At 38.4% G+C, this 26463-nt stretch carries 26 protein-coding genes, 1 tRNA gene and 1 rRNA gene; 27 read left to right on the forward strand and 1 reads right to left on the reverse strand.

Features of this window, described 5'->3' with window-relative positions; all coding sequences use genetic code 11:
* From rrf to GVV20_RS08630, 10 genes are all read left to right on the forward strand, one after another.
* A 5S ribosomal RNA gene (rrf, locus tag GVV20_RS08585) occupies positions 1 to 97 on the forward strand; the annotation flags it as partial.
* Positions 98 to 187: 90 nt separating this feature from the next.
* Positions 188 to 613: a tRNA (adenosine(37)-N6)-threonylcarbamoyltransferase complex ATPase subunit type 1 TsaE gene (tsaE, locus tag GVV20_RS08590; protein ID WP_159741493.1), complete on the forward strand. Its 426-nt coding sequence runs from the start codon at positions 188 to 190 to the stop codon at positions 611 to 613.
* A complete protein-coding gene (gene tsaB, locus GVV20_RS08595; RefSeq protein WP_159741492.1) occupies positions 610 to 1179 on the forward strand; it encodes a tRNA (adenosine(37)-N6)-threonylcarbamoyltransferase complex dimerization subunit type 1 TsaB in 570 nt (189 codons plus the stop codon). Before tsaE ends, tsaB begins: the two co-directional genes overlap by 4 nt.
* The gene (gene rimI, locus GVV20_RS08600) at positions 1176 to 1601 is read left to right on the forward strand and encodes a ribosomal protein S18-alanine N-acetyltransferase (protein ID WP_159741491.1); all 426 of its coding nucleotides are present in this window, start codon (positions 1176 to 1178) and stop codon (positions 1599 to 1601) included. Before tsaB ends, rimI begins: the two co-directional genes overlap by 4 nt.
* A complete protein-coding gene (gene tsaD, locus GVV20_RS08605; RefSeq protein WP_159741490.1) occupies positions 1598 to 2602 on the forward strand; it encodes a tRNA (adenosine(37)-N6)-threonylcarbamoyltransferase complex transferase subunit TsaD in 1005 nt (334 codons plus the stop codon). The genes rimI and tsaD overlap by 4 nt, the downstream gene beginning before the upstream one ends.
* A gap of 57 nt (positions 2603 to 2659) precedes the next feature.
* Positions 2660 to 3292: a redox-sensing transcriptional repressor Rex gene (locus tag GVV20_RS08610; protein WP_159638018.1), complete on the forward strand. Its 633-nt coding sequence runs from the start codon at positions 2660 to 2662 to the stop codon at positions 3290 to 3292.
* Positions 3293 to 3305: 13 nt separating this feature from the next.
* Entirely contained in the window at positions 3306 to 4688 is a 1383-nt protein-coding gene (gene asnS, locus GVV20_RS08615; RefSeq protein WP_159641460.1) for an asparagine--tRNA ligase, read from the forward strand.
* Positions 4689 to 4701: 13 nt separating this feature from the next.
* On the forward strand, positions 4702 to 5976 hold the full coding sequence (locus GVV20_RS08620; protein WP_159741489.1) for an N-acetylmuramoyl-L-alanine amidase: 1275 nt from the start codon (positions 4702 to 4704) through the stop codon (positions 5974 to 5976).
* An 8-nt stretch (positions 5977 to 5984) separates the two neighbouring features.
* Positions 5985 to 7841, forward strand: a complete 1857-nt coding sequence (locus tag GVV20_RS08625) for an ABC-F family ATP-binding cassette domain-containing protein (protein WP_159741488.1) — start codon at positions 5985 to 5987, stop codon at positions 7839 to 7841.
* Positions 7842 to 7905: 64 nt separating this feature from the next.
* Positions 7906 to 9114, forward strand: coding sequence for a diphosphate--fructose-6-phosphate 1-phosphotransferase (locus GVV20_RS08630; protein WP_159812828.1), 1209 nt, complete (start codon positions 7906 to 7908; stop codon positions 9112 to 9114).
* 323 nt (positions 9115 to 9437) lie between these two features.
* Here the strand turns inward: GVV20_RS08630 and GVV20_RS08635 are convergent.
* A tRNA-Ser gene (locus GVV20_RS08635) sits at positions 9438 to 9527 on the reverse strand.
* Positions 9528 to 9632: 105 nt separating this feature from the next.
* Here GVV20_RS08635 and GVV20_RS08640 point away from each other — a divergent pair.
* From GVV20_RS08640 to GVV20_RS08720, 17 genes are all read left to right on the forward strand, one after another.
* On the forward strand, positions 9633 to 9953 hold the full coding sequence (locus GVV20_RS08640) for a hypothetical protein (RefSeq protein ID WP_159638007.1): 321 nt from the start codon (positions 9633 to 9635) through the stop codon (positions 9951 to 9953).
* Complete coding sequence (locus tag GVV20_RS08645) at positions 9943 to 10953, forward strand: V-type ATPase subunit (protein WP_159641464.1); 1011 nt, start codon at positions 9943 to 9945, stop codon at positions 10951 to 10953. Before GVV20_RS08640 ends, GVV20_RS08645 begins: the two co-directional genes overlap by 11 nt.
* 11 nt (positions 10954 to 10964) lie before the next feature.
* Positions 10965 to 12755 (forward strand): V-type ATP synthase subunit I, encoded by a 1791-nt coding sequence (locus GVV20_RS08650; protein ID WP_159638003.1) that lies wholly within the window; start codon positions 10965 to 10967, stop codon positions 12753 to 12755.
* A 14-nt stretch (positions 12756 to 12769) separates the two neighbouring features.
* Positions 12770 to 13201 (forward strand): ATP synthase subunit C, encoded by a 432-nt coding sequence (locus tag GVV20_RS08655; RefSeq protein WP_159638001.1) that lies wholly within the window; start codon positions 12770 to 12772, stop codon positions 13199 to 13201.
* Entirely contained in the window at positions 13198 to 13506 is a 309-nt protein-coding gene (locus GVV20_RS08660) for a V-type ATP synthase subunit F (protein WP_159647267.1), read from the forward strand. The genes GVV20_RS08655 and GVV20_RS08660 overlap by 4 nt, the downstream gene beginning before the upstream one ends.
* The gene (locus GVV20_RS08665; RefSeq protein WP_159812826.1) at positions 13507 to 14073 is read left to right on the forward strand and encodes a hypothetical protein; all 567 of its coding nucleotides are present in this window, start codon (positions 13507 to 13509) and stop codon (positions 14071 to 14073) included.
* A gap of 11 nt (positions 14074 to 14084) precedes the next feature.
* Positions 14085 to 15809, forward strand: a complete 1725-nt coding sequence (locus tag GVV20_RS08670; RefSeq protein WP_159812824.1) for a V-type ATP synthase subunit A — start codon at positions 14085 to 14087, stop codon at positions 15807 to 15809.
* Between the two features lie 10 nt (positions 15810 to 15819).
* Positions 15820 to 17265: a V-type ATP synthase subunit B gene (locus GVV20_RS08675; protein WP_159812822.1), complete on the forward strand. Its 1446-nt coding sequence runs from the start codon at positions 15820 to 15822 to the stop codon at positions 17263 to 17265.
* The gene (locus GVV20_RS08680) at positions 17265 to 17855 is read left to right on the forward strand and encodes a V-type ATP synthase subunit D (protein WP_159637991.1); all 591 of its coding nucleotides are present in this window, start codon (positions 17265 to 17267) and stop codon (positions 17853 to 17855) included. The genes GVV20_RS08675 and GVV20_RS08680 overlap by 1 nt, the downstream gene beginning before the upstream one ends.
* A 129-nt stretch (positions 17856 to 17984) precedes the next feature.
* A complete protein-coding gene (gene ptsP / locus GVV20_RS08685; protein ID WP_159741466.1) occupies positions 17985 to 19688 on the forward strand; it encodes a phosphoenolpyruvate--protein phosphotransferase in 1704 nt (567 codons plus the stop codon).
* Positions 19660 to 20328: an HD domain-containing protein gene (locus tag GVV20_RS08690; RefSeq protein WP_236261976.1), complete on the forward strand. Its 669-nt coding sequence runs from the start codon at positions 19660 to 19662 to the stop codon at positions 20326 to 20328. The genes ptsP and GVV20_RS08690 overlap by 29 nt, the downstream gene beginning before the upstream one ends.
* 2 nt (positions 20329 to 20330) lie before the next feature.
* Complete coding sequence (locus tag GVV20_RS08695; protein WP_159741465.1) at positions 20331 to 20969, forward strand: alpha/beta fold hydrolase; 639 nt, start codon at positions 20331 to 20333, stop codon at positions 20967 to 20969.
* Positions 20970 to 21076: 107 nt separating this feature from the next.
* A complete protein-coding gene (locus tag GVV20_RS08700; protein WP_159637983.1) occupies positions 21077 to 21280 on the forward strand; it encodes a hypothetical protein in 204 nt (67 codons plus the stop codon).
* A 525-nt stretch (positions 21281 to 21805) separates the two neighbouring features.
* Positions 21806 to 22480 carry a response regulator transcription factor gene (locus GVV20_RS08705; protein WP_159741464.1) on the forward strand — a complete coding sequence of 225 codons (675 nt, stop codon included), beginning with the start codon at positions 21806 to 21808 and terminating at the stop codon, positions 22478 to 22480.
* Positions 22477 to 23844 (forward strand): HAMP domain-containing sensor histidine kinase, encoded by a 1368-nt coding sequence (locus tag GVV20_RS08710; protein ID WP_159741463.1) that lies wholly within the window; start codon positions 22477 to 22479, stop codon positions 23842 to 23844. Before GVV20_RS08705 ends, GVV20_RS08710 begins: the two co-directional genes overlap by 4 nt.
* Positions 23845 to 23947: 103 nt before the next feature.
* A complete protein-coding gene (locus GVV20_RS08715; RefSeq protein WP_159741462.1) occupies positions 23948 to 25411 on the forward strand; it encodes an ABC transporter permease in 1464 nt (487 codons plus the stop codon).
* A 9-nt stretch (positions 25412 to 25420) separates the two neighbouring features.
* Positions 25421 to 26080 carry an ABC transporter ATP-binding protein gene (locus GVV20_RS08720; protein ID WP_159741461.1) on the forward strand — a complete coding sequence of 220 codons (660 nt, stop codon included), beginning with the start codon at positions 25421 to 25423 and terminating at the stop codon, positions 26078 to 26080.
* The last annotated feature ends 383 nt before the right edge of the window (positions 26081 to 26463 follow it).

The raw sequence follows: 26463 nt of genomic DNA on the forward strand, positions 1-26463 counted from the left end.
AGTGGTCACACCTGTTCCCATCTCGAACACAGAAGTTAAGCACTTTAGCGGCGACAATATCTAGCCCAGCGTTAGTGAAGATAGCTCATTGCCAGGTAATTCGACATCCATTTGGATGTCTTTTTTTATAGGTTTGAATGCACTACTGAACTTGTGATTATGATATAATATTTAGCATGGTGATATTATGAAAAAAATAAAAGAATATAAAACAAATTCCGTCGAAGAGACAATTCAGTGCGGAAAAGCATTGACAGAAACATTTACAAAAGGAGCGTTAATTGCTCTTGCTGGTGATTTAGGAGTAGGGAAAACTGCATTCACAAAAGGAATTGCATTAGGACTTGATATTACTGAAGCAGTAACAAGTCCGACTTTTACCCTTCTCAAAGAATACGAAGGTCGTCTAAACTTAAAACACATTGACGCCTATCGATTGGAGGGAATTGATTCCGACTCTTTAGGCTTATTTGATCTTATTGATGATGGTAATGTTGTGGTATTGGAGTGGAGCAATTTCTTGGAAGATCTCGATTTTGCACCAGATTATATCGTAACAATTGACTATATTTCGGAAAATGAGCGTTTGATTAGAATTGAGGAACTTTCATGAACACATTAATTATTGATACATCACATACTTTATTAGCTGTGGGATTGGTTATTGACGAGGCGTTAGTTTACAATTACCAAGAACAAGTTAATAAGTCTCACTCTGAGCAATTGCTACCAATTGTAGATGCAGCATTGAAAGCGCATGGTATCAATCCACTTGAGATTAACAATGTAGTTTTAACTGTAGGTCCTGGTAGTTATACCGGACTCAGAATAGGAATGACTTTTGTGAAGACCTTTGCGATAGCGAATCCAAATTTGAACGTCTATACCGTGAATACACTTGCAAGTCTTGTCGGTGCGAAATCTGGTTTTGCATTTATTGATGCCCGTTCCAAACGGACATTTGGCGCTTATGTGGATAATGGTGTTGTTCGAGATCAACGTGTTTATATGATTGACGAAGTAACTCAAATTGATGTGGAGTTGTATGGAGACTTAGACTTAATTGAAAATGATAAGGGTAAGCGTTATGGTTCAGTATTGGAGAACATTATATCCATTAAGCAATTATGGAAACCCGTGGAGTCGATTGATACACTCGTTCCTGATTATCTCAAATGATACGTCGCGCAACGGAACAGGATTTAGCTGAAATTGTTGTGATTGACACAGAATCACTTCATAATCATTGGTCATTAGTGTCCTATAATGATGCAATTGTCGATAGTAATTACTGGTTTTTTGTTTATGAAGAAAATGGTGCAATCCATGGGTTCGTAGTTGTGCTTAATCTTGATACGGAGGCTGAAGTATTGCAAATTGCAGTTTCACCGCAGCAGCAACGTCAAGGTATTGGTACTTTACTGCTAAAGCACATTGAACAGGAAATGGAGCATCGCGGTTCTATGTTTCTTGAAGTGGCTTCAAATAATGACAGTGCGTGTGCACTGTACACAAATTTAGGTTTTGAAGATATCGCTGTACGTCACAATTATTACGATGATGGTACGGCTGCACATATCTTAAGGAAGGATTTAAAATGAAAATATTAGCAATTGAATCAAGTTGTGATGAAACGTCAGCGGCTGTTGTCGAAAATGGTCAAGACGTGTTAAGTAACGTTGTCTCAACACAAATTGATATACATAAACAATTCGGTGGTGTGTTTCCAGAAGTTGCATCCCGCCTACATGTCGAAAAAATAAACTTTGTAATAAAAGAGTCGCTGGAAAAAGCAAATGTAACATTTGACGATATCGATGCCATTGCAGTTACTGAAGGTCCTGGTCTCGTGGGATCATTGCATGTTGGGGTAACTGCCGCGAAATCACTCGCATGGGCATTGGATAAGCCACTTATTCCTGTACATCACATTGCTGGACATATTTATGCAAATAAACTTTCGGGTACGTTGGAATTTCCACTCCTATCATTAGTTGTTTCTGGTGGGCATACTGAGCTAATCTATATGGAAAGTGACTATCATTTTGAAATTATTGGAAAAACTCAAGATGATGCCGTTGGGGAAGCTTATGATAAGGTGGCGCGTCTTCTTGGGCTTTCATATCCTGGTGGTCCTGTCATCGATAAGATGGCGCAACAAGGTAAGGCGAACTATATCTTGCCTAAAGTAAAAACAGATAATCCATTAGACTTTTCTTTTAGTGGTCTTAAATCTGCGGTTCGGCAGTTGACGTTACGTGAGGAACGCAACGATCGACCTGTAATCGTGGAAGATGTTGCCTATGCATTTCAACATGCAGCAGTAAATGAATTGGTGTCACGTGTGAAAAAAGCGCTTAGTTTGTATGATGTGAAGACACTCGCATTAGCAGGTGGTGTTGCTGCGAACTCTGAGGTTCGAAAACAAATGAATGGATTGAAGGATACCTATCCGGAACTTAACATTCTTCAACCACCTTTATGGGCATGTATGGATCAAGCGGCAATGATTGGTCTTGCGGCATTCACGGCATTTGAAAAAGGTGCTCGTGCAACTTGTGAATTAACAGCACAATCTAACAAACAACTCCAATCTTATTAATATTTTCACATTCTATCACTACTGACTTTGTGATATGATTTACACGGTGGTGATAACATGATTAATCAAATCAATTCAAATAATGTACCAAAAGCAACAATGCAGCGTTATCCAATATATCTTAAAGCGCTTCGAAAACTCTATAATATGGGTGTAGAACGTATTTTATCCCGAGAGTTGTCGTTGTTTGTTGATATCGAATCAACAACGATCCGACGAGACTTTTCTTTTATTGGATCTTTAGGAAAACAAGGCTACGGCTACGACGTGAAGACGCTTATTGACACCTTTGATAACCTATTAGGGGTTAGTTTTGATGAAGAATTAATTCTTGTTGGAGCGGGGAATCTCGGACGCGCAATCTTGAACTATAACCGATGGAATCATGTAGTCGGCGAAATTTCATGTGCATTTGATATTGACCCAAATAAACTGGGTGAAGTATCGGATATTCCGATTTACCATATGAGTGAACTCGAAGAGCGGATTCCCAAAGGATGCCGTATTGCAATAGTAACTGTATCTAAAAATGTGCAGGAGACCATTGATCGACTTGTCGATTTAGGAATTGTCGGGATTGTTGACTTTTCAAGTGAGCATATTCAAGTTCCTAAAGATGTTGTCGTAAAAACTGTTGATGTTGTCTCGACAATTCAGGAGTTAATCTTCCAAACAAATAATATTCGATAATAAGAGGTGTAGAATGATATCGTATTTAACAATTAGAGAAATATATGACTTAATGTCTTATGGATCAGACATCGAGATAGATGCCATTGAATATGTGCAACTTCAAGGATGGATTCGTACCAATCGTAAAGGTAAAAATGTTGGTTTTATCGAATTGAATGATGGAACTTACTTTAAAAATGCCCAATGTGTTTATGCTGCTGAGATTTCCAATTATGATGAAATCGGAAAATACGGAACTGGAACTGCAATTACAGTTACAGGAAAGTTTAAGCGTACACCTGATGGTCGTCAACCTTTTGAAATTGACGTAACTGAAGTTATTTTAGAGGGTGCTGCATCGTCAGATTACCCAATGCAAAAGAAACGTCATAGCTATGAATATTTACGAGAAATTGCGCACTTACGCACTCGTACTAATACATTTATGGCTGTTTTTAGAGTACGTTCAGTATTATCAATGGCAATTCATGAGTTCTTCCAAAATCAGGGATTCGTGTATGTTCATTCGCCAATTATTACTGGAAACGACGCTGAGGGTGCGGGAGAGGCTTTTGTAGTTACAACCCGCCACGATGATAAATATGAAGAAGACTTCTTTGGTAAAAAAGCGAGTTTAACAGTTTCAGGACAATTGCATGGTGAAGCATTTGCGCTTGCATTCCGCGACATCTATACATTTGGTCCAACATTTAGAGCGGAAAAATCAAATACTGCACGTCATGCGAGTGAATTTTGGATGATTGAACCAGAAATTGCGTTTGCTGATCTAGAGGACAACATGAACCTTATTGAGGATCTCGTAAAATATACGATTGAGTATGTCTTGGAGAATGCTCCAGAGGAGATGAAATTCTTCAATGAACGTATTGATACAACGATTCTTGAGCGTCTCAATGGAATCGTAAATAGTGAATTCAAACGTATGCCATATACGGAAGCAATCGAAATCCTCGAAAAAGTAAACGATCGTTTCGAGTATAAAGTTGAATGGGGAAGTGACCTTCAGTCAGAGCACGAACGCTACTTGAGTGAGGAAGTTGTTAAGGGTCCTGTGTTCTTAACAGACTATCCGAAAGACATTAAATCATTCTACATGCGATTGAATGATGATGGAAAAACGGTTGCAGCCTGTGACTTACTCGTTCCTTATGTAGGGGAGTTAGTTGGTGGATCACAACGTGAAGAACGTTTGGATCTTCTTGAAGAACGCATGGATGAGTTAAACATACCAAAAGAACACTTACAGTGGTACTTAGATTTACGTCGTTATGGTGGTGTTAAACATGCGGGATTTGGAATCGGATTTGACCGTTTCCTCATGTACATTACCGGTATGCAAAACATTCGTGATGTTGTGCCATTCCCACGTACACCAAGAAATTTAGAATATTAAGCGTGAGGTTTCTATGGACTATAGATCAAACTATGTTCCGAAGACTAAAAAAGTGAACTACAAAATTGTAGTTCCTTTTCTGTTTGTATTGGCATTACTGATTGTTTATGGGATTAATGCTTTACGTCCAACACCTGTAGTGAATCAGGAACAATTTGCATTTTGCCGCATGACACCAGAAGAGTCACGGAGTGTGATTAAAAAGAATTTAACGGATAATGTGATTGAGTTCTCCGATTATGGCGTCTACGGGCAATCTTTGGGCTTATATGGAGCAGATTATCAAGTAACTACAGCAGACCCATTCAATGGACGCACGGTCTTTCTAACTAACCTTTGCACCGGCACAGAGCAAGTGTTTCTTATGGGGTCAGAGTTAGATGCCAAGATTCCAATGAATGCGTTAGATCCGGGATTCTACATTGTTGAAGTTAGTGTTGGGTTTGAGCGCTCACGTCTTATTGCAGATGAAAAAATGGATGAAGTATTCCATGCCACATCGCGTAGTGGAGAAGCACGAGAAGTACGTTTAATCGCAAACAAAAATTTATTTAATACAGATGAAGAAACAATTATGGATCAACACTATGCATTTTTAGACGTGAAGAATACACAGATAGATGCGAATACTTACGATGTAGTACTTGACCCAAGTGGTCTTTATGACGATATGGGCATGATTCTACATGGTAGTGAGTTTAAAGATTTTGTTGAATCAAAAGAAATGTACCGTATGGCAGAAGCTATTGAAGCACAACTGACCAGTGCAGGTTACAAAGTGAAAATCGTTCGTGAGAAAGACAAACCTCGCGATACTAATGATGTGAATGGGCGTCTTCATGCTGGTTATTTAGCAGATGCAAAATATTATGTTAATTTAACAATGTTGCAACAGCCATATCCTAAAGAAACAGGAGCATCAATTATATATTCGAGTCACGCAACTAGCCGTATGGCCTCGACCATTGCGAAGCAGCTGGAGGCTCAAACCACACTTGAATTGTTTGACTATGGTTCTCATGAAGGAATCGTTCAGACATCTAAAGTAGATGGTTATGATAATAATGCGAAAATTCGTGAGGCTGGCGGTCGTTTTACGGGTGCGGGTGTACTCGAAGAATTTAGAGAATGGAATACTTTTGCTAAAGACAGTAATCGTGGAATGCAAGGAACTGTTATTGAGTTTGGCTACATCGAAGACGCAAAAGCGTATGAAACTTGGTTTGCTGAGTTTGATCAAATTGCGAAGGCTGTTGCAGATGGTATTGCCATTGAATTAGCAAGTTAGGTGAGAATATGATCGTACAAGTTAGAAATGCTACAAAATCATTTGGTTCGCAAGATCTGTTTAAAGATCTTAATATGCTGATCAAAGAAAATGAAAAAGTAGCACTTATTGGTGCAAACGGTGTTGGTAAATCAACACTTTTTCACGTGCTATCGGGAGAAATCGCGTTAGATGAAGGAGATGTCTTTTGGAAGTCGGGTGTCCGTACAGGTTTTCTTGAACAGATTCATGTAACCCAGGACAGTATTCTCGTTAAGGATTATTTTGATGAGGTCTTCCAAGATGTTTTTGAACTTCAAAACCGACTGAATGAATTGGAACGGATACTTCAAGAGGATCCTAGTGAGAAAAACTTAAAACAATTTGACCGTGTTCAGCATGAGTTCTTGCGTCGGGGTGGGTATACCTATGAAACAGAAATCCATACAATTCTGACACAGTTTAATTTCTCGGTTGAAGATCTCAATCGTTCGTTAAGTACATTTTCAGGTGGTCAGGTAACACGGTTGGCGTTTATCAGACTCCTTTTAAGTAAACCAGATATTCTTTTTTTAGATGAGCCGACAAACCATTTGGACATTTCAACCATTGAATGGTTAGAAGGTTACTTGAATAAATACGACGGTGCTGTGGTTGTGGTATCTCACGACCGTTTGTTCCTTGACCGTGTATGTAATGTCGTTGTTGAAATTGATGATTATCAAGCAACGCGATTTGAATCGAACTATTCAGGCTATCTCAAACAAAAAGAAATCATGATTGAGCGTCATAATGTAAAGTATGAGAATCAGCAACGTGAAATCGAGCGATTAGAGAAACTTATCGAAAAGTTCCGATACAAACGGAGTAAAGCTGCATTTGCGCAGTCGAAGATAAAATATCTCGATCGCATGGATAAACTTGAAAAGAAGACGGAATCCAAACGTGAATTTAAAGCTGATTTTAAAGCACGTTTACGCGGTGGAAAAGATGTCTTGACTGCTAATGAACTCCAAGTTGGTTATGACAAACCGTTGTTGGAGTTTAGTGGCATCTTTAACCGTGGTAAGCGGTATGCCATAATTGGTGATAATGGGACTGGTAAATCAACATTGCTTAAAACTATTTCGGGTCGTATGGAACCGTTAAGTGGTGAGGTCCTCTTGGGACATCAAATTGAAATGGGATATTTTGACCAACAATTGTTGGAGTTTAACATGAATAAAACAGTGCTTGAGGAGGTCTGGGATGGATTTCCGGAACTTGATCATACTGAAATTCGCACAGCTTTAGGACGATTCCTGTTTAAAGGTGAAGAAGTGTTTAAATCTGTGGGTGTTTTATCAGGGGGCGAGCGGGTTCGTTTAGCCTTAGTAAAGCTCATGTTGAAGCAGGATAATCTTTTAATTCTTGATGAGCCGACAAACCACTTGGATATTCAAGGGAAAGAAGCATTAGAAAAAGCGCTGAGTGATTATGATGGAACGATGATTTTTGTATCCCACGATCGTTACTTTATTGAGAAGATGGCAACGGACACATATGTCATTAAAGATGGCGCGATAACACATACTGAAAAAAAAGTGACTGAAATCCTTGCAGAGTCGAAACAACAAGTTGACGAGCAAAAAGAAATCAATAAACTTTCATATCAAAATATTAAAAAAATGAAAAATCGCATAAAAAAAATCGAGGAAGAACTTGTAGAGTTATCCGAAGATTTAGAAGTGCATCGTGAGTTGCGTTTTGATCCTGACTATTATCACGATTTTGAAAAAATGGATGAACTTAATGCTGTAATTGACGGTATTCATAATGAAATCAAACACCTTGAAATCGAGTGGGCAGAGATTGCCGAGGCTTTAGAAGAGAGTAACAACGGATAGGGCTTGGTTAATTAGATTTTATTGTGTATAATGAGAATGGAAAAAAAAGGAGTAGGTATACTATATGGCTAAATGTTTAGTGGCTCAATCAGGTGGGCCAACATCAGTTATTAACGCAACCGTTGCGGGTGTCGTTAAAGCAAACCAATTAAACCCAGTCTATGACACAGTCTTAGGTGGTCTTCATGGAATCGAAGGAATTCTTGATGAACTATTTGTGGATCTTACACACATGAGTGAGGACGAAAACCGTGTATTACGTCAATCACCTTCAAGTGCTTTAGGATCATGCCGTTACAAATTAAAACGTGAAAATAAAGCAGATTTCGAAAAACTCTTCGCAATCCTTGAAAAACACGATATCCGTACAATGTTCTATACAGGTGGTAACGACTCAATGGATACAGTTGCTGCGCTTGACGAATATGCAAAAGCAAACGGAATCGAAGGCTTCCAATTTGTTGGATGCCCTAAAACAGTTGACAATGACTTAATGGTCATGGATCATGCTCCTGGATTTGCTTCAGCAGCTAAATTCATTGCAACAACAGCTTACCAAACATGGATGGACTCAACAGTCTATACGCGTCAAGATGTTTTCATTCTTGAAACAATGGGACGCGATGCAGGTTGGTTAGCAGCGAGTGCATGTGTTTCTGGTATCGTTGATATGGTCGTTCTTCCAGAAGTACCATTCGATAAAGAATCATTCTTAGCAACAGTTAAGAAACATGTTGACGCAAAAAACAAATGCTACATCGTTGTCAGTGAAGGGGTACGTTACGAAGACGGAACATACCTTGCAGCTGGAGAATCAAAAAATGATACATTCGGACATGCTGTTTTAGGTGGTTCAGGTCACGCATTACGTGAAATGATCCTTGAAGCTGGTGTATCAGAACGTGCTAAAGTTCAAGACTTAAGCAACGCACAACGTTCACATGCAAGTGAGCAATCAAAAGTTGACGTTGAAGAATCATTCAAACTTGGAATGTCAGCACATATGCGTTCAATCGATCCATCATTTACAGGACAAACTGTATATGTTAAACGTATTGAAGGCGAAACATACGACGTAGAATTCTTAGCAACTGCATCAAGCAACATTGCGAACCACGTACGTCACTTCCCAACAGAGTGGATCTTACCAGAATATGCTGGAATCACTCAAGAAGCTCATGATTACTTTGCACCACTCTTAGTAGGTCAACCAGAAATCATGCGTGATGAAAAAGGTTTACCACGTCAAGTAAAACCTTACTACATGCGTTAATAAACCCTAAAGCCGTTGCTTGTGAGCAACGGCTTTTTCTTTTGACAAAAAATTATGCATGATGAAAGCGTTTAGATGCACGATAACCGCTATATAAGTTGACTATATCGCATACAAGTGGTTTAATTTAGATGTACACGAAAAACACAATTCAATATTGATTTTTTGTGAAATGAGTTCTCAAAGTTACAAATTCAAGTTTTGAATGGGAAGGGAATTTGTAAGAAATCTTGAGGTGCTTGATGGGTTTTAGAACTTGCATACCAATTCAAAGTCTTCTTAGGCACAAAAAAACCCACTCTTAAGTGGGTGAATTGTTTAATTGGCGGAGAAAGAGGGATTTGAACCCTCGCGAGCTATGAACTCCTATCGGTTTTCGAGACCGACCCCTTCAGCCTCTTGGGTATTTCTCCAACGTGATGATTATAGCAAAAATAATTATCAAATGGAATAATATTCTTGAAATTCAAAAAACTTAGGAGTATTATTGATTTTGTCTTTTTAAGGAGGGACAGTTTATGGATGATTACATTTTACAGATTCTTAAAGCGAATTCAGTAGCTAAAGACCAAGTGAAAGACACACTTGACTCTCATGCAGATGGGCTAGAAGCAATCAAAGAAATGAAACAAAAAATTGATCAAGAATTGGAAACATATTTAGCAACAGAAACTGAGTCTATCTTAAACGAAACAGATTCATACCGTGCATCAATGAAACCCAAATACGATCAAGAATATCAAGAGCGTGTCTCAAACCTTGTTGATCGATTTAATGGTGCCAAATCCGAATGGTACTCAAAGCTGTATGAAAGGATAACCCTTCCAGATGGCAAGTGATTATGCAATGGCTGCGAAGGCACGTTCTTTGTTTTCTCAACATTTAACGGCTGAGCAATATCGTATAATGACAAACTATAAAGATGTCCCAAGTATTGCAGCATATCTAAAAAATGATACGCGCTATGCTCAGGTATTGGACGGCATCAACGAATCGTCGATTCACCGTGAGGTTTTGGAACAAAAAGTTCGTATCATGGGACAGGTTGAGTTTGTTAAGTTAATGCATTACGTGAAAGTTAATCGGGTAAATTTCTTTTCCTACTATACAAAGCGTCGTGAGATTGAACAAATTTTATTTGTTTTACACTCGATTGAATCGGGTGTTGATCATCATGTGAATTACTACATTGATGATATTAATGAAATGTTGTCGTTTGACGTACATAAATTAGCAGAGTTAAAAAGCTTCTCTGCATTGCATGATTTTTTAGAACTTACAGATTATCGCGGGGTCTTGACGGGACTTCTTGATGAAAATGTTGATATCGGGAAATGTGAATATGAACTGAATGCTTATTACCAGGATTTCTTTAAGAAACTAATCCAAAAAGAACCAAGTAATAAAGATATTCAAGATGCCTTCAATCTTGAAATTGAATTAAAAACAATTGGCTATGTGTACCGTCTCAAAAAGTATTATGATACGCCTGCCGAAGATATCCTTGCAATGATCCATTATGAACCGTACCTCATCCCTGTAGCGCGTATGGAAAAATGGATTCGCACCATGAATGCAGAAGAGTTCTTAGATGCTTTTCATAAGTCACCATATGGTAAATACGTCGAAGCACCAGAAGAAGTCAATATTGAATTGCATCTCAACAATATTCGTAAGTTAATTGCGCAACACTATCTGCGGTTTACAACGAATACGAATTTAACCATGCTTTCATATATGACATTACTAAGCTTTGAAATTGATAATATAATTGATGTCATTGAAGGTGTTCGATATCAAATGAATTCCGAAGAAATTATGAAGTTGCTTACGAAGTAGGAGGTGTTTCTGTGGCAATTGAAAAGATGCGTTTGGTGTTAACTGTGACAACGCCAGACAATGTCTTGAATATGATAAGTGCAATTAAAGAGTATGAGCATTTCCATCCCGAATTGTCGACGGATGTTATGACAAACGATGATGGTGGTGAGCCGTATGTGGCAGATCATATTTATGAAGCTTATTTATCAAGAATTGAGCATTTAATACACGAATATGATATTCATATCAAACCAACATATGTAAAAGATATGGATTTAGAAACTGTTGAAAAAAATATTGCAGCTGCGGAGGCAGTGTGTGATAAGAACGTGGCGATCGCAACGACTATTTCAACATTACACAAGGATGATAAGATTGCGTTGGAGAACTTGCAGTCCTATCCACTTGATGAGTTGGATGAAGGTTTCATTACATTTAAATTTGGACGGATGCCGCTTAATTCGTTCCAAAAGTTAACCTTGTATCATAGTGAAGAGTTTGTGTTTACAGAGTTACATCGTAATAAGCACAATGCGTGGATTATCTATGTATGTCTTAAATCAAAAGAAGAGCATTTTGCTGAGTTCTTCGAATCAATGTATTTTGAACCAATAACGATTCCAGAATCGCGTGAGAAAACACTTGCATTTGATTTTGCAGGGCTTCTTAACGAAACCTATGGCTACGTTAAAGAACAAGCAGAACGTGAAGCTTTCTATAAATATATTTCGGTTTACAACGGTCAAACAACGATGACTGGTTTTGTATCTGAAGGAAACTTGGAAGCGTTTGATCAATTATTCGATGATCGGGTTAAAACGTATGACTTCCCACCAGAAATCCAAAAAGAAATTCTTGCGCCAACAGCATTAAAAAATAATTGGTTTTCTTACCCGTTTGAGATGCTTGTTGAGATGTATGGACTTCCAAAATATGGGGAATATGATCCAACGCGTTACTTTGCGATTACGTATTCCTTATTGTTCGGAATGATGTTTGGAGATGTTGGACAAGGACTTGTGATTGTCCTGGTTGGATATTTGCTTGCTAAGAAAAAAGATATGATGTTAGGTCGAATTATGTTCCGATTGGGATTCTTCTCAATGTTCTTTGGGATAATTTATGGATCAGTGTTTGGAAATGAAGAATTGCTGACGCCATTCTTAAAACCATTAGGGCTTCCAATTCATGTTGCAAGTCCAGACTTTACAAGTAACCTCTTGATTTCTACAGTTGGAATCGGGGTTGTCCTAATTCTTGGATCGATATTAATAAATATTATTGTGTCGTTGAAGCACAAACGTTATACCCGAGCTTTATTCTCACAAAATGGACTTGCCGGACTCATGTTTTATGGGTTCATGATGGCTTGGATTGTAACAATGACATTGGGATATTCAATTATGAACCCCCTCACAATTATTGTGTTCATTGTTATTCCGCTTTTATCGATACTCTTCCACGAACCGTTATCAAATCTTATTGCAAAAATGAAGGTTACGCCGCAAGAGGGTTGGGGTGGTTATATAGTTGAAGGTTTCTTTGAATTGTTTGAAGTTTTACTTGGATTTGTGACCAATACATTGTCGTTCTTACGTGTCGGTGGGTTTATCCTAAGTCACGCAGGGATGATGAGCGTTGTTATGGTTTTAAAAGATATGTCAGGTGGTGCAGGATTTATCGTCTTTATTATCGGTAATATCATTGTCATCGGGCTTGAGGGTCTAATCGTAGGGATCCAGACATTGCGTCTACAATACTACGAAATGTTTAGTCGTTATTATGATGGTGGCGGTAAGCCGTTTAAGTCAGTTAACTAAGGAGGAATATGACGATGTTAAGTTTATTAGAAATTATTTTACCACTAGTGTTAATCGCGGTAATTACGTTACCACTCATTCCAGTATTTAGAGGAAAAGTTGATGTCCGTAATGCAAAATTTAGAGTTTATATGCAAGTATCAATGTTCTTTGTTGCGTTGATTGGAACAGTATTAATTACAGGTGCTACCTATGCTGCGGAAGAAGTCGCAACAGGGTTCCAAGGAAGTTTTGGACAAGGTATGGGATTCATTGCTGCTTCTATTGCTGTTAGTGCTTCAGTATTGGGTGCAGGTTATGCCGTAGGTCAAGCTGCTCCTGCTGCTATAGGTGCTATCTCAGAAAACTCAGAAAACTTTGGTAAAGCAATGATCTTCGTTGCGCTTGCTGAAGGGGTTGCTATTTACGGACTTCTAATCGCTATCCAAATTATTGCTAAATTATGAAAATGTTTCTTATCAGCGACAATATTGATACTCAAATGGGATTACGTCTTGCGGGTATTGAAGGAATCGTTGTTCATGAAGCAGATGAACTTAAGGAAGCCATTCAAGACGTCTTGCAAGATGACACCATTGGTGTTCTATTGTTAACAACAAAACTTTTCGACTTGGATCGTGAGCATATATTAGATTTGAAATTGACTTTGAAACAGCCATTAATTGTTGAAATCAGTGACCGTCACAAGTCGCATGAAGTTCAAGCAATGATTGATGAGACAATTTCTAAAATCGTTGGAAAGGTGGTTTAAATGGAGAATATTAAAGCAAAAGTTACTCAAGATATCGTTGATTCGATAATTGAGGATGTAAAGCGTGAAACAAATGACATTAATTCTCATTTTGATAAACGCCTACAACAAGAAGTGGATGAATACCGAGAAAAAAAAGAAAGTATTATTAATACAAAACTCGAAACACTGCGCGACAAAGCCGATCGTGAACGATTTAAACTTGAATCAGAAATGCGCTTTGAAGTTGCAAAAGCGTTGCGTGAGAAACGCAATGCATTACTAGCACAGTTCGAGAAAGAACTCAAAGATGATCTTGCTCGATTCTTACAGAGTGACGGGTATAGTGCGTATTTAAACGGAACCCTAGACTACTTAGAATCACGTATTGATTTAACACGTGCCAAAATTTTAGTTCGTAAACAAGACTATGAACTCTTGAATCGTAAAGTTCATGCAGAATATGCTGATTTAAAAATGGGCGGACTGATGTGTGAATTTGAAAATAGTATTCTTGATTTTTCATTCGAAACGCGGTTTAAAAATGCAATGACAGAATTTATCAATGAAAGTAAAGTAAACATTTAGGAGGCGTCAATATGAGTACAGTATATTGGATAAATGGTCCAATTATTAAAAGTCGTGATGTTGACAACTTCGTAATGTCAGAAATGGTTTACGTTGGTAATAGTCACATTATGGGTGAGGTCATCGGAATTGATTCTGAGTATGTCACCATCCAAGTTTATGAATCAACAACATCAATGCGTGTGGGTGAAAGCATTACGCATACTGGGAAACCGTTGAGTGTTGAACTTGGTCCAGGTTTATTAGGAAATATTTATGACGGGATTGGCCGTCCATTAAAAGGCTTATCAGAAAAATATGGCTCTTATTTAGAAGTTGGTCAAAGTATGCGAACACTTCCAGATTCAAAAAAATGGAATGTTACATACAAGGTTGCGAAAGGTGATTTTGTCAAACGTGGCCAAGTTTATGCGATTTTCCAAGAAACGGGTTCTATAGAACACCGTTTAATGGCAACACACGAAGGAATTGTTTCTATTGACCCTGTGGATGGTCCATACGGGCTTGATGACGTTGTTTTACACTATGAAGATGGAACAACACTCTCAATGTCTGAACATTGGCCAATTCGCCACGAGCGTCCTGTAACAAGTCGTATCGATGCTAAAGAGCCACTTATTACGGGACAACGTGTTATTGATACATTGTTCCCAATTGTTAAAGGTGGAAGTGCCGCAATTCCTGGCGGATTCGGTGCTGGGAAAACAATGCTTCAGCATCAACTTGCAAAATGGTGTGATGCAGATATCATTGTTTATATTGGTTGTGGTGAGCGTGGTAACGAAATGGCGCAAGTTCTTGAAGAGTTTTCCGAATTGGTGGATCCTAAGACAGGACGTACAATGCTTGAACGAACTATCTTAATTGCGAATACATCAAACATGCCTGTTGCTGCACGTGAAGCGTCAATTTATACCGGAATCACATTTGCAGAGTACTATCGTGACATGGGGTATCATGTTGCCTTAATGGCGGACTCAACATCTCGTTGGGCCGAAGCTTTGCGTGAACTTTCAGGTCGATTGGAAGAAATGCCTGCGGAAGAAGGATTCCCAGCATATCTCGCATCACGATTAGCCCAATTCTATGAACGAAGTTCTTTTGTAAACACATTAAATGGAGATATTGGTTCAATTAGTATTGTGGGTGCAATTTCACCTCAAGGTGCTGACTTCTCCGAACCGGTAACTCAAAACACGCAACGATTTATTGGAAGTTTCTGGGCATTGGATAAATCATTGGCGTATATTCGCCATTTCCCATCCATTAACTACACCCAAAGCTATTCCGAATATTTAGTCCAATTACAAGATTGGTATACCGTAAACATAGCTGAAGATTATTTAGATCTTCGCCAAATGGTTTTATCCGTTCTTAATGAAGAGACGAGTTTAATGGAAATTGTTAAATTGATTGGTCAAGACGTTCTCGCAGACCGTCAAAAACTGGTGTTGGAAATCGCGCGTGTTATTCGTGTTGGATATCTTCAACAAAACGCTTTCCATAAATTTGATAGTTCAGTATCGTTGCAAAAACAATATGAAATGCTCAAATTAATCAAGTATGTTTTTGATCAAAGTCAAAAATTACTAGATCAAAAGAAAACGATGAATGCGATTATCGAAACACGTATCTTCGAAGAAATCATTGGTCTGAAGTATGTAATCGATGAGGATTTATCACAATTTAAAGCTTATTATGACAAAGTTGATGCAGCGCTTGCATCGATAGAATAGGAGGACATTCATGAGTATCTATTTTAAAGGATTATCAAGTATCAATGGTCCTCTTGTTGCAATAGAGGGTGTTGAAACGGCATCTTACGATGAACTTGTTGAGTTAATTGATGAAAATGACCACACACGTCTAGGACGTATCATTGAAATTCAGGGAGACCGTGCCCTCATCCAAGTCTTTGAAAGTACCGAAGGACTCTCAAAAAATAATGTTGTTTCAAAATTAACGGGCCGTCCGATTGAGATTGGGTTATCTGAGGAAATTCTCGGTCGTTCTTTCAACGGATCTGGTGCTCCAATTGACGGACTTGGCCCAGTCTTTATCGATAAGCATGCAGACATTAATGGTCGAGTCATCAATCCAGTCGCACGAACATATCCTCGTAACTTCATCAATACGGGAATCAGTGCGATAGACGGACTTAATACCTTGATTCGTGGTCAAAAATTACCAATCTTCTCTGGAAGTGGATTATCCCATAATGAACTTGCGGCACAAATTGTGCGCCAAGCGAAATTACATGGGGATTCTGGTGAAGACTTTGCGATTGTCTTTGCGGCAATGGGTGTTAAGCATGATGTTGCAGCTTTCTTTAAACAAACATTTTTAGATCATGGGGTTATGGATCACGTTACGATGTTCCTCAACCTCGCTAATGATCCAATTATTGAAAGAATTTTGACGCCGCGTTTTGCATTAACGGCTGCTGAGTACTTAGCATTTGAAAAGAACAAACATATTCTTGTTGTTATGACTGATATTACGTCGTATTGTGAGGCCCTTCGTGAATACAGTTCCTCTAAAGAAGAGGTTCCGGGTCGTAAAGGATATCCCGGATACCTCTACTCCGACCTTGCATCGATGTATGAACGTGCCGGTTGTATTGAAGGAAGTACTGGGTCATTAACACAAATTCCAATTCTTACGATGCCAAATGATGATATTTCACATCCGATTCCAGACTGCACGGGATATATTACCGAAGGTCAAATCGTATTGGATCGAGGCATGACCCAACAAGGTATCTATCCACCAATTAATGTGCTACCATCATTATCACGCTTGATGAAGGATGGTATCGGTGAAGGGTTGACGCGAAAAGACCATTCCAGTGTTTCCGCACAATTGTTTGCAGCCTATGCGAAAGTAATTGATGTTCGTAACCTTGCGTCTGTCATTGGACTGGATGAACTTTCACGACATGATCAACGCTATCTTGGGTTTGGTCGTCTCTTCGAACATTTCTTTGTAGGTCAAGGTGGAAATAGTAACCGACCAATCACTGAAACTTTAGATATTGGTTGGCATCTTTTATCACTATTGCCAAAATACGACTTAGATCGTCTTGATGCAGAGACACTTGAAGCATTCTACAATAATCAAGAAGCCATCAACTATTTCAAGGTTAATAGCCCAACTGTGATTGATGATAGTCTTCTTGAAGGCAGTAACTAGTGTTAATTACCAAAGGTAACTTACTCGCAAGCAAAGAATCACTTCGATTAGCGAATTTGGGCTATGAGCTAATGGATCGAAAACGTATCATTCTCATGCAAGAACTTTCGAAAATGATGGATGATGTTAAAGATTTACGTGAAGTAATTGATAATGCATACGAAGAAGCATATATTGCACTTCAAAAAGCCAACGTAAGTTATGGGGTTATTGATCGCATTGCGCAATTAATGCCTGTCGAAGAAGATATAAAAATCGTCTATCGTTCGGTAATGGGAATTGAAATTCCCAAAGTATCTCTGGAAGATAAACCATTAGAAATTCCATTTTCTCTTGGAATTACCAATTCAAAATTAGATGATGTCTACCTAAAAATGCGGGCAGTAAAATATTACACCGTGAAATTAGCAGAACTTGATAATGGCATGTATCGCTTGGCTAAAGCCATCGAAAAGAGTCGTAAACGAGCGAATGCTCTGGATCGTGTTGTTATTCCGAATCTTGAACGAGACATTAAAACAATTTCAGAAGCCCTTGAAGAAAAAGAGCGTGAGGAATTTCTACGCATGAAGATGGTAAAAAAACTCTAGCAGCACAATTTGTGCTGCTTTTTACATTTAAGAATAAATTCTCAAATATACAAGTTTAAAAGACTTTGATAAGCACTTATAAAAGTGATAGAATGAAGAAGATGTAATAAGGAAAAAGGAGATTAGTTTATGATTAAAGGAATTGCTGCATCAGCAGGAGTATCAGTATCAAAAGTATTCAAATTACAACACCCGGAATTTGTAATTGAACGCCGTGATGCAATCGTTGAGGAAGAATTAGCGAAATTGCATAATGCAATCGCTGCAACACAAAAAGACATTGAAATGATTAAAGCAAAAGCGGTAGGACGCCTTGCTGACGAAGAACTTGCAATTTTTGACGCTCACTTAATGGTTTCAAAAGACCCAGAATTTGTTGGCCAAATCGAAGAAATGATCAAAAATGACGCAGTAAACGCAGAATTTGCGGTTGAACAAGTATCAAACATGTTTATTGGTATGTTTGAAAGCATGGAAGATGAATACTTCCGTGAACGTGCAGCTGACATTAAAGACGTTACATTCCGTATTAAAGTTCACGCACTTGGACTTATGATTCCTGATTTATCAGCAATCAATGAAGAAGTTGTGATCGTAGCGGAAGACTTAACACCTTCAGACACTGCTCAATTGAATCGTGAATTTGTAAAAGGATTCGCAACAGAAATTGGTGGACGTACTTCTCACTCAGCAATTATGGCGCGTAGTCTTGAAATTCCAGCGGTTGTTGGAGCAGGGACATTACTCGATAAATGCGAACATGGTGATGAAATTATCTTAGATGCAATCGAAGGAACAATTATTTTCAAACCTACAGAAGCACAAAAGACTGAGTATGCTGAAAAAGGTCTAGCATTCGCAGCGCATAAAGCTAGTTTACTTGCACTTAAAGATGCAGAAACAGTAACAACAGATGGACACCACGTTGAACTTGCAGGTAACATCGGAACACCGAAAGACGTTGAAGGTGTTATCAACAATGGTGGAGAAGGTGTTGGATTATACCGTACAGAATTCTTATACATGGATGCATCAGAACTTCCAAACGAAGAAGATCAATTCCAAGCTTATAAAGCAGTTCTTGAAAATATGGCCCCAGGTCGTGTTGTCGTTCGTACACTCGACATTGGTGGTGACAAAGAGTTATCATATCTAAAATTCCCACACGAAATGAACCCGTTCTTAGGATACCGTGCAATTCGTCTATGTCTTGACCGTCCAGATATCTTCCGTGTTCAATTACGTGCACTCTTACGCGCAAGTGTATTCGGAAAATTAAGCATCATGTTCCCAATGATTGCGACAATTCAAGAATTCCGTCAAGCAAAAGCACTTGTTGAAGATGAAAAGAAAAACTTATCAAAAGAAGGTATTGCATTCAGTGATGATATTGAATTAGGAATGATGGTTGAAATTCCTGCAGCAGCAATGTTAGCAGACCAATTTGCTAAAGAAGCTGACTTCTTCAGTATTGGTACCAATGACTTAATTCAATACTCAATGGCCGCAGACCGTATGAACGAAAAAGTTTCATACCTTTACCAACCATATAGCCCTTCAATTCTACGCCTCATCAAACTTACCATTGATGGAGGACACAAAGAAGGAAAATGGGTCGGAATGTGTGGAGAGATGGCTGGAGACGAGCGAGCAATTCCATTGTTACTCGGACTTGGACTTGACGAATTCTCAATGTCAGCATCATCAATTCTTGAAGCCCGTCGTATTATCCGTGACCTAAGCTTTGCTGAAATGCAGGACTTAGCTACTAAAGCATTAGATATGCCAACAACTGAAGATGTTCTTGAGTTATTGGCTGCAAATGTTAAGTAAGCACGAACAATCAGTTTTATCAAATATCGACACTCACATTTTTGATTATTTTCAAAATGAAACGAGTGGTCATGATTACTATCATATTAAGCGTGTTGTGGATATCACTTCACGCTTAATTGCTTTAGAGGACGAGGCCCGGTATTTGGCACTTCTGATTGCGTATTTTCATGATGTTTTTGATGACAAAGTCAATCCAACTGATGACTTGGACAGCTCGTTGCGCGAGTTGTTTAAATCATGGAATCTTGACTTTGAGGGGCTAGAATCCGAAATAATTGCCGGTGTCGCACAAATAGGTTACAAGGGTGGACATGGCGTTGTAAATAAAACGTATGCGGCTCAGTATGTGAGTGATGCGGATATGATTGACTCAATGGGGGCAATCGGCATTGCGCGAACCTTCTATTATGCAGGATCTAAAGGAACACCGATTTACGACCCTACGCTCAAAGGTGTCACAATCGAGAGTTATGATGACTATCGCAATGTGCAACGTAATGCTATTGATCACTTTGATGAAAAACTATTAAAGCTCATTGACTGGATTAAAACGCCTGAAGGTAAACGTATGGCGCAAGAACGTCACGATCTTATGCAGGCGTTTAAAGATCAGTTCTACAAAGAAATGGATATTTAATCATGGCACAAGACGAAAACACGATGGTTTTTGTACATGGCTTAGGCCAAGATGCGCCAGCATGGAATGATGTCCTAAAAGCAATGTCAGGTGCCCTTACACTTCGCGTTCCAAGTTTAACGAAGCCTACTGGTGCACAGCAACTCACATATCAAGCACTTTATAAAAATTTTGAGACTATGTGCTTAGAATACAAAGCTCCAATCCAATTATGTGGACTTTCACTAGGGGCAATTCTATCTCTAAATTATGCTATCGATCATCCTGACCACATTAAATCACTCGTCTTGATTGCACCACAATATCGTATCCCTAAGTTCCTCTTTACGATACAACATGGAGTTTTTCGGATCCTTCCTCAAAAATTCTTCAAAGGTATGGGGTTTTCAAAGAAAGATACGCTATCATTAATGAAATCAATGACACATTTAGATTTCACATCGCGTTTGGATGCAGTTCATGTGAATACATTGGTTCTATGTGGTGCCAAAGACCGCGCGAATCGAAAAGCGGCAGAGTCATTAACCGCTTTGCTCTCAAATGCGACTTTTAAAGAGGTAAGTGATGCAGGGCATGAAGTCAATATAGATAACTCGTTAGAGCTTGCTGAGATTCTCAACAGTTTTGTATGTGGTGAATAATCAATCCAAGTTTCACATAAAAATTCACGGAATATTCAAGTCTGCCACGCGAATAACGATGATAAACCCCTCAAAATCTGTTAAGATAATATAAAGGGGGTATTACTATGAAACAATCAACAAAATTTGGATTAGGAATTGCTTTTGCAACGGGTTTAACAGTAGCTGCGGGTTCATTCGCATACTATCAGTTACGAGACTCAGAAGCAGCTCAAAACAAACGTAAGGCCAAAGAAGCCCTTGATTATCTTCAAGAAAAATATGGTGAAGAAATCATGGAAGGCAAACGTATCGAAATTTTAGAAGACTAAGCAAAAGGGAAACCTTTTGTTTTTTCTTTTCTTAACAAGAGTCACATATTCTAACATTATCTTATGGTATTTTCACCGTAATGTCTTGCTATACTTACACATGTAAGAACTCCTTCTTACGATTCAATAATAAGATCTTCTCCTATAATTCATTCCCTGTGAATTTAATGTATCTTATTATTCCATATTCTTTCCCCTTAAGAGAAAAATGAGGCACATAATCGCCTCTTTTTTTTATTTTAAATGTAATCACACATTCTAACATGAACCTATGAAAGTTTCTCCGTATTTGGTAGCTATACTTACAGATGTAAGAACTCCTTCTTACGACATTAATAAGATCTTCTCCTACAATTCATTCCCCTATGAATTACAATGTATCTTATTTATCCATATTCTTTCCCTTAAAAGAAACGAGGCACATAATCGCCTCTTTTTTTTGCGCTTGATATGAAGTTGTTGTGAAGATAACGGAGAACTGGGAGATGAAACAGTGTGCTATGCTATAATCAAAATGGTGATATTATGGAAACAATACTTGTAATTGAAGATGAATTTGAAATTCGACGCTCACTCGTTAAGAACCTTGAAAAAGAAGGTTTTTTAGTCTATGCGACTGGGTATGCTGAAGAAGGATTTGATCTTCTTGATAAATATGCAATCGATCTCATTCTACTCGATATGATGCTACCTCAAATGCAAGGAGATGTTTTTTTGGAAACATTACGCCAACAAAATCAGACAATTCCTATACTTGTAATAAGCGCATTAAGTGATGAGCAAATTCAATACAAAGCATTTGACCATGACGTTGATGATTATGTTGTGAAACCATTCTCGATGAATATTCTCACATATAAGATTAAAGCGGTCTTGCGTCGTATCCCGAAAGAAACTGCTCGCGATGATGCAATTAACTATGATGGGTTAGTGCTATCGATTGATAATTACGAAGTGCGTTACCAGCAAACTACAATTATTCTAACAGCTAAGGAATTTGAGATCTTGCAACTTTTGATGTTGAATGTTGGGCGCGTCTTTACGCGTGAAGAAATTTTAACGTTGGTATGGGGTTATGATTATTTTGGAGATGCTCGTAATATTGATGTGCATGTTAAAAATCTGCGAAAAAAACTTCCGATTCAGTGTATCGCGACAATAAAAGGTGTGGGTTACCGTTTGGAGGTAAAATCGCAATGAAGTACTTTAAAAATCTCAAGCTTTTTCCAAAAACATTCGCACTGACCCTAATTACAATCTTAACCACAATCATGGTCTTTGCGTTTGGCTTTAAATTTATGTATACATCGTACATTAATAATTTTCTCGATAAGCAATTCAATAGTTCTGTCATACAAGTGCAGAAGATGCTGGAAACCGCATCGATGGACAAACTCATTCTAAACAATAAGTTGATTGAATTCGAGCGTAGTGCTGGGGTATATATTGTCGTTACAGATGCATATCGTAATGTTGTGTATCCATATACTGGTGGAATCTATTTGCCGGCATTAGAAACTGCGCCAACCCATACTGTTTCTGGTGATGTGAGTATATCGGCAAGTGTTGTTGGTGACGCTTCAGCGACGAGAGTTAAAGAGTTTCAGTTTGTTAATGCTGGGAACGTCTATACAGTGCGTGTCGCCTCGAATGCAGGTATCGATAATGACATGTTCTCGTCAATATTTTTTAGTGTGATGCCATATATGGTTATTGTAGGGCTTATCGTTTCGGCTTTAATTTCTTATCTTTATGCCCGATATACTGCGCAAAAGATTATCCATTTGAATCATGTTATGGAAACGATGGAGTCGTTTCAATACGTTGCTTTAGATACACCGGTTCGCGGTGATGAAATCGCAACCTTGGAAAATCAAATTGATCACTTATACAAACGCCTCATCCATGAAATGGATACCATCCAAAAATTCGAAAAAGATCGCGATATCTTTATGAAAGGAAGTATTCACGAACTTAAAACACCACTGATGGTCATGAGTTTGTATATTGAAGAGCTAATGCATGACGAAGTACTGCCATCACAGTACCAGGATATTATCTACGAACTTAATCATAAACTCGTACATATGAATGCGTTGATTAATGAGACCTTAAAGGTAAGTCGTTTAGAATCAATTCGCGATATTCCAATCCTAAACGTCAAAGAACCGTTAGATAAACTACAGGCTCTGTATCATCCCATGTTAGTCGATAATCATCAACATCTTGATTTAGAGATTGTGTCTTCGACTGTTCCAATGAGCGAATTAGATTTTAGCCGGGTTACTTCGAACTTAATTGGAAATGCGATCCGATATGGAACTGCAGATTCTACCATTAAAGTGGTTCTGTCTGAGGCGAAACTCAGTGTCTCAAATTCCTATGATGGTGCATGGGATGATAGTGTCAATCTTTGCGCACCCTTTACCAGCATGGAGCATCGTGATGATAGCCATGGACTGGGGCTCTATGTCGTATCCATGATTCTCAATAAATATAACTATTCCTATAATTATGTGTACGATTCACTCGCGCAATGTTTTACCTTTACAATATTTTTTTAAAGAAGCCGTAGGGCTTCTTTTTTATCTTTACGTTAACTTCATCTTGACTCCATAAGTACTCCATATTTCCTTGTTATGATGGGTTCGAAAGTGAGGAATATACATGAACATTTATCAACGAGCACTTACGAGTATCTCGAAACGAAAGGGAAAGACACTCATCTTATTCATGGTCGTTTTTCTTCTTGGAAATTTAATTGCGGGTGCGGCGGCAGTCTACAATGCGACCCAGCAATTAGAAACATCAATGAAAGAACAGTTGGGTGCTAAAGCACGCGTTGACTTGGACTTTATGAATCTAAAACAAAATGAGACAATTATACCGTTAACGGCAGATCAAGCAGATGCGATTGGTGAGCTTCCTGAGGTGAAATCAGTTTCCTACCAATTGAACACGCATATGGGTTCGGAGAAACTAAAGCGTTACACTCAAGAGAAGCAAGATGATACGTCTAATAGCGTTATGATTTCTGGAAGTGCAGGTCTTGCGGACTTTGCGAATTTTAGTTTAGTTGGAAGTAGGCATGAACTCCCTGATGAGTTTATGAATGGTAAGCAAAAAATTGTCGAAGGAAGATATCCTAAAGCAAGTGACACCGAACATGAAATTCTTATTTCCAAAAAACTTGCATCCCAAAATGCACTTGAACTGGGGTCTGAAATTACATTGGATCATAGCCTTGTTGAATTTGATCCGAAAGCACAAGATATCGAAGTTAAACAGAAAGAATCATTTACTTTTAAAGTTGTGGGAATCTTTGATACAACGGACTCAGCGTCAAGTAATGACCCCATGGCTTCTTTTATGGAGGAAGGACAACACAACACCCTGTACACGAACTATGAGTTTCTAGCAGCCTTAGATTTAGCGGACGCTAAAGTCATGGCGACATTTGAAAAAGGTTTTTGTAACAGTGTCGAAACATGTCGTACCATGGTAACGCCCACGTACGAATTAACGTCACCCGATGTTATTGATCAGTTTGTTGAGAAGGCAAATCAACTACTTAATAATAAGCAATTTAAAATCGAAACGACTCAAGACAGTTTTGATGCCGTTGCTGGATCGTTGATGAATATGAAGGAAATGTCGAACACAATTCTACTATTTGGAGTTGGAGGATCTGTTTTGGTATTATCACTAGTTCTTATCTTGTTTATGCGTGATCGCAAACATGAGTTTGGTATCTATCAGGCTTTAGGTGAGACAAAATTAAAATCAATGTTCCAAGTACTTCTGGAAGTACTCTTAATATCGATACTTGCGGTAAGTTTAGCGCTCTTTACTGGATTGAAACTGGCTGGCGGTTTATCACAGTCGATGATTCAAAATCAGTTAGAACAGCAAGAAACACTACCAGAAGGAAATGTTGTCATGAGTATTGGAGGGTTGGAAAACCAACTCACAGATATTACTGAAGAAGAGATTGCAAAAAACTTTAAAGTTGAAATTAGTCAAGAATATGTTGTGGTCTTTTATAGCATCATGCTTGGAACAACACTGGCTGCGACCATGGTTTCATCTATTTATATTTTAAGACTTAAACCAAGAGAAATTTTATTATAGGAGGTATTTATGTTAGAAATCGAAAATGTTTCATTTAGCTATCAGGATGGTACACAACGCAAAAATGTCTTGGATGATATCAGTGCCAATTTTGAAAGGGGTGTTTTTTATACTATTTTAGGTGAATCGGGATCTGGAAAGACTACATTGCTTTCGATGTTGAGCGCTTTAGATGTACCGGAAAAGGGACGAATTCTGTGCGATGGACGTGACATTCAAAAGACAGGTCTTCAGAAGTATCGGCGCAATGAGATTGGTATTGTCTTTCAGAATTTTCATTTGATTCCTTATATGTCAGGCTTACAAAATGTCTTGGTAGCGATGTCTATTACCGACAACGTAGTAGGTGGAACAAAAAGGGCCCTTGAAATTCTAGAGGATTTAGGAATCACTGAACGTATGGCGAGACGTCCAGTAACGCAATTATCTGGGGGGGAACAACAGCGTGTTGCGATTGCGCGTGCTCTTGCAACGGATATCGATATTATGCTCGCTGATGAGCCGACGGGGAATCTTGATACGAAAACCCAACAGGAAATTATTAGCGTCTTCAAAACACTGGCGCATGAGTATAATAAATGTGTGATTGTCGTTACGCATTCGAATGATGTATCACGAGGTAGCGACAAAGTATATCGAATGGAAGCGGGAAGACTAGTCGAAGGATAAGTCACATTTTCTTCCATAGTTCTATCGTATTCTCATCACAAAGGTACAGTATACTAACGATGTAAGATAATTCTTACATATGTTAGTTCTCCAAATAATTCATTCCCCTGTGAATTATCAGATATTACATATTCTTCTCCCTTAAAAAAAGAGGCACATAATCGCCTCTTTTTTTTCACAGAAACAGTCACATTTTCTTCCATAGTTCTATCGTATTCTCATCACAAAGGTACAGTATACTAACGATGTAAGATAGTTCTTACATATGTTAGTTCTCCAAATAATTCATTCCCCTGTGAATTATCAGATATTACATATTCTTCTCCCTTAAAAAAAGAGGCACATAATCGCCTCTTTTTTTTCACAGAAACAGTCACATTTTC

This window comes from Erysipelothrix aquatica, assembly GCF_009828775.2.
Classification (GTDB): Bacteria; Bacillota_I; Bacilli_A; order Erysipelotrichales; family Erysipelotrichaceae; genus Erysipelothrix; species Erysipelothrix aquatica.

Bases quoted from the DNA above. Each gene is read 5' to 3' on its own strand.
- GVV20_RS08715 (WP_159741462.1), top strand. From the start codon at position 23,948: ATGAACATTTATCAACGAGCACTTACGAGTATCTCGAAACGAAAGGGA.
- tsaE (WP_159741493.1), top strand. From the start codon at position 188: ATGAAAAAAATAAAAGAATATAAAACAAATTCCGTCGAAGAGACAATT.
- asnS (WP_159641460.1), top strand. From the start codon at position 3,306: ATGATATCGTATTTAACAATTAGAGAAATATATGACTTAATGTCTTAT.
- tsaB (WP_159741492.1), top strand. From the start codon at position 610: ATGAACACATTAATTATTGATACATCACATACTTTATTAGCTGTGGGA.
- GVV20_RS08655 (WP_159638001.1), top strand. From the start codon at position 12,770: ATGTTAAGTTTATTAGAAATTATTTTACCACTAGTGTTAATCGCGGTA.
- rimI (WP_159741491.1), top strand. From the start codon at position 1,176: ATGATACGTCGCGCAACGGAACAGGATTTAGCTGAAATTGTTGTGATT.
- GVV20_RS08670 (WP_159812824.1), top strand. From the start codon at position 14,085: ATGAGTACAGTATATTGGATAAATGGTCCAATTATTAAAAGTCGTGAT.
- GVV20_RS08720 (WP_159741461.1), top strand. From the start codon at position 25,421: ATGTTAGAAATCGAAAATGTTTCATTTAGCTATCAGGATGGTACACAA.
- GVV20_RS08660 (WP_159647267.1), top strand. From the start codon at position 13,198: ATGAAAATGTTTCTTATCAGCGACAATATTGATACTCAAATGGGATTA.
- GVV20_RS08610 (WP_159638018.1), top strand. From the start codon at position 2,660: ATGATTAATCAAATCAATTCAAATAATGTACCAAAAGCAACAATGCAG.
- GVV20_RS08695 (WP_159741465.1), top strand. From the start codon at position 20,331: ATGGCACAAGACGAAAACACGATGGTTTTTGTACATGGCTTAGGCCAA.
- GVV20_RS08630 (WP_159812828.1), top strand. From the start codon at position 7,906: ATGGCTAAATGTTTAGTGGCTCAATCAGGTGGGCCAACATCAGTTATT.
- GVV20_RS08645 (WP_159641464.1), top strand. From the start codon at position 9,943: ATGGCAAGTGATTATGCAATGGCTGCGAAGGCACGTTCTTTGTTTTCT.
- GVV20_RS08700 (WP_159637983.1), top strand. From the start codon at position 21,077: ATGAAACAATCAACAAAATTTGGATTAGGAATTGCTTTTGCAACGGGT.
- GVV20_RS08620 (WP_159741489.1), top strand. From the start codon at position 4,702: ATGGACTATAGATCAAACTATGTTCCGAAGACTAAAAAAGTGAACTAC.
- GVV20_RS08675 (WP_159812822.1), top strand. From the start codon at position 15,820: ATGAGTATCTATTTTAAAGGATTATCAAGTATCAATGGTCCTCTTGTT.
- GVV20_RS08640 (WP_159638007.1), top strand. From the start codon at position 9,633: ATGGATGATTACATTTTACAGATTCTTAAAGCGAATTCAGTAGCTAAA.
- GVV20_RS08710 (WP_159741463.1), top strand. From the start codon at position 22,477: ATGAAGTACTTTAAAAATCTCAAGCTTTTTCCAAAAACATTCGCACTG.
- ptsP (WP_159741466.1), top strand. From the start codon at position 17,985: ATGATTAAAGGAATTGCTGCATCAGCAGGAGTATCAGTATCAAAAGTA.
- tsaD (WP_159741490.1), top strand. From the start codon at position 1,598: ATGAAAATATTAGCAATTGAATCAAGTTGTGATGAAACGTCAGCGGCT.
- GVV20_RS08665 (WP_159812826.1), top strand. From the start codon at position 13,507: ATGGAGAATATTAAAGCAAAAGTTACTCAAGATATCGTTGATTCGATA.
- GVV20_RS08625 (WP_159741488.1), top strand. From the start codon at position 5,985: ATGATCGTACAAGTTAGAAATGCTACAAAATCATTTGGTTCGCAAGAT.
- GVV20_RS08705 (WP_159741464.1), top strand. From the start codon at position 21,806: ATGGAAACAATACTTGTAATTGAAGATGAATTTGAAATTCGACGCTCA.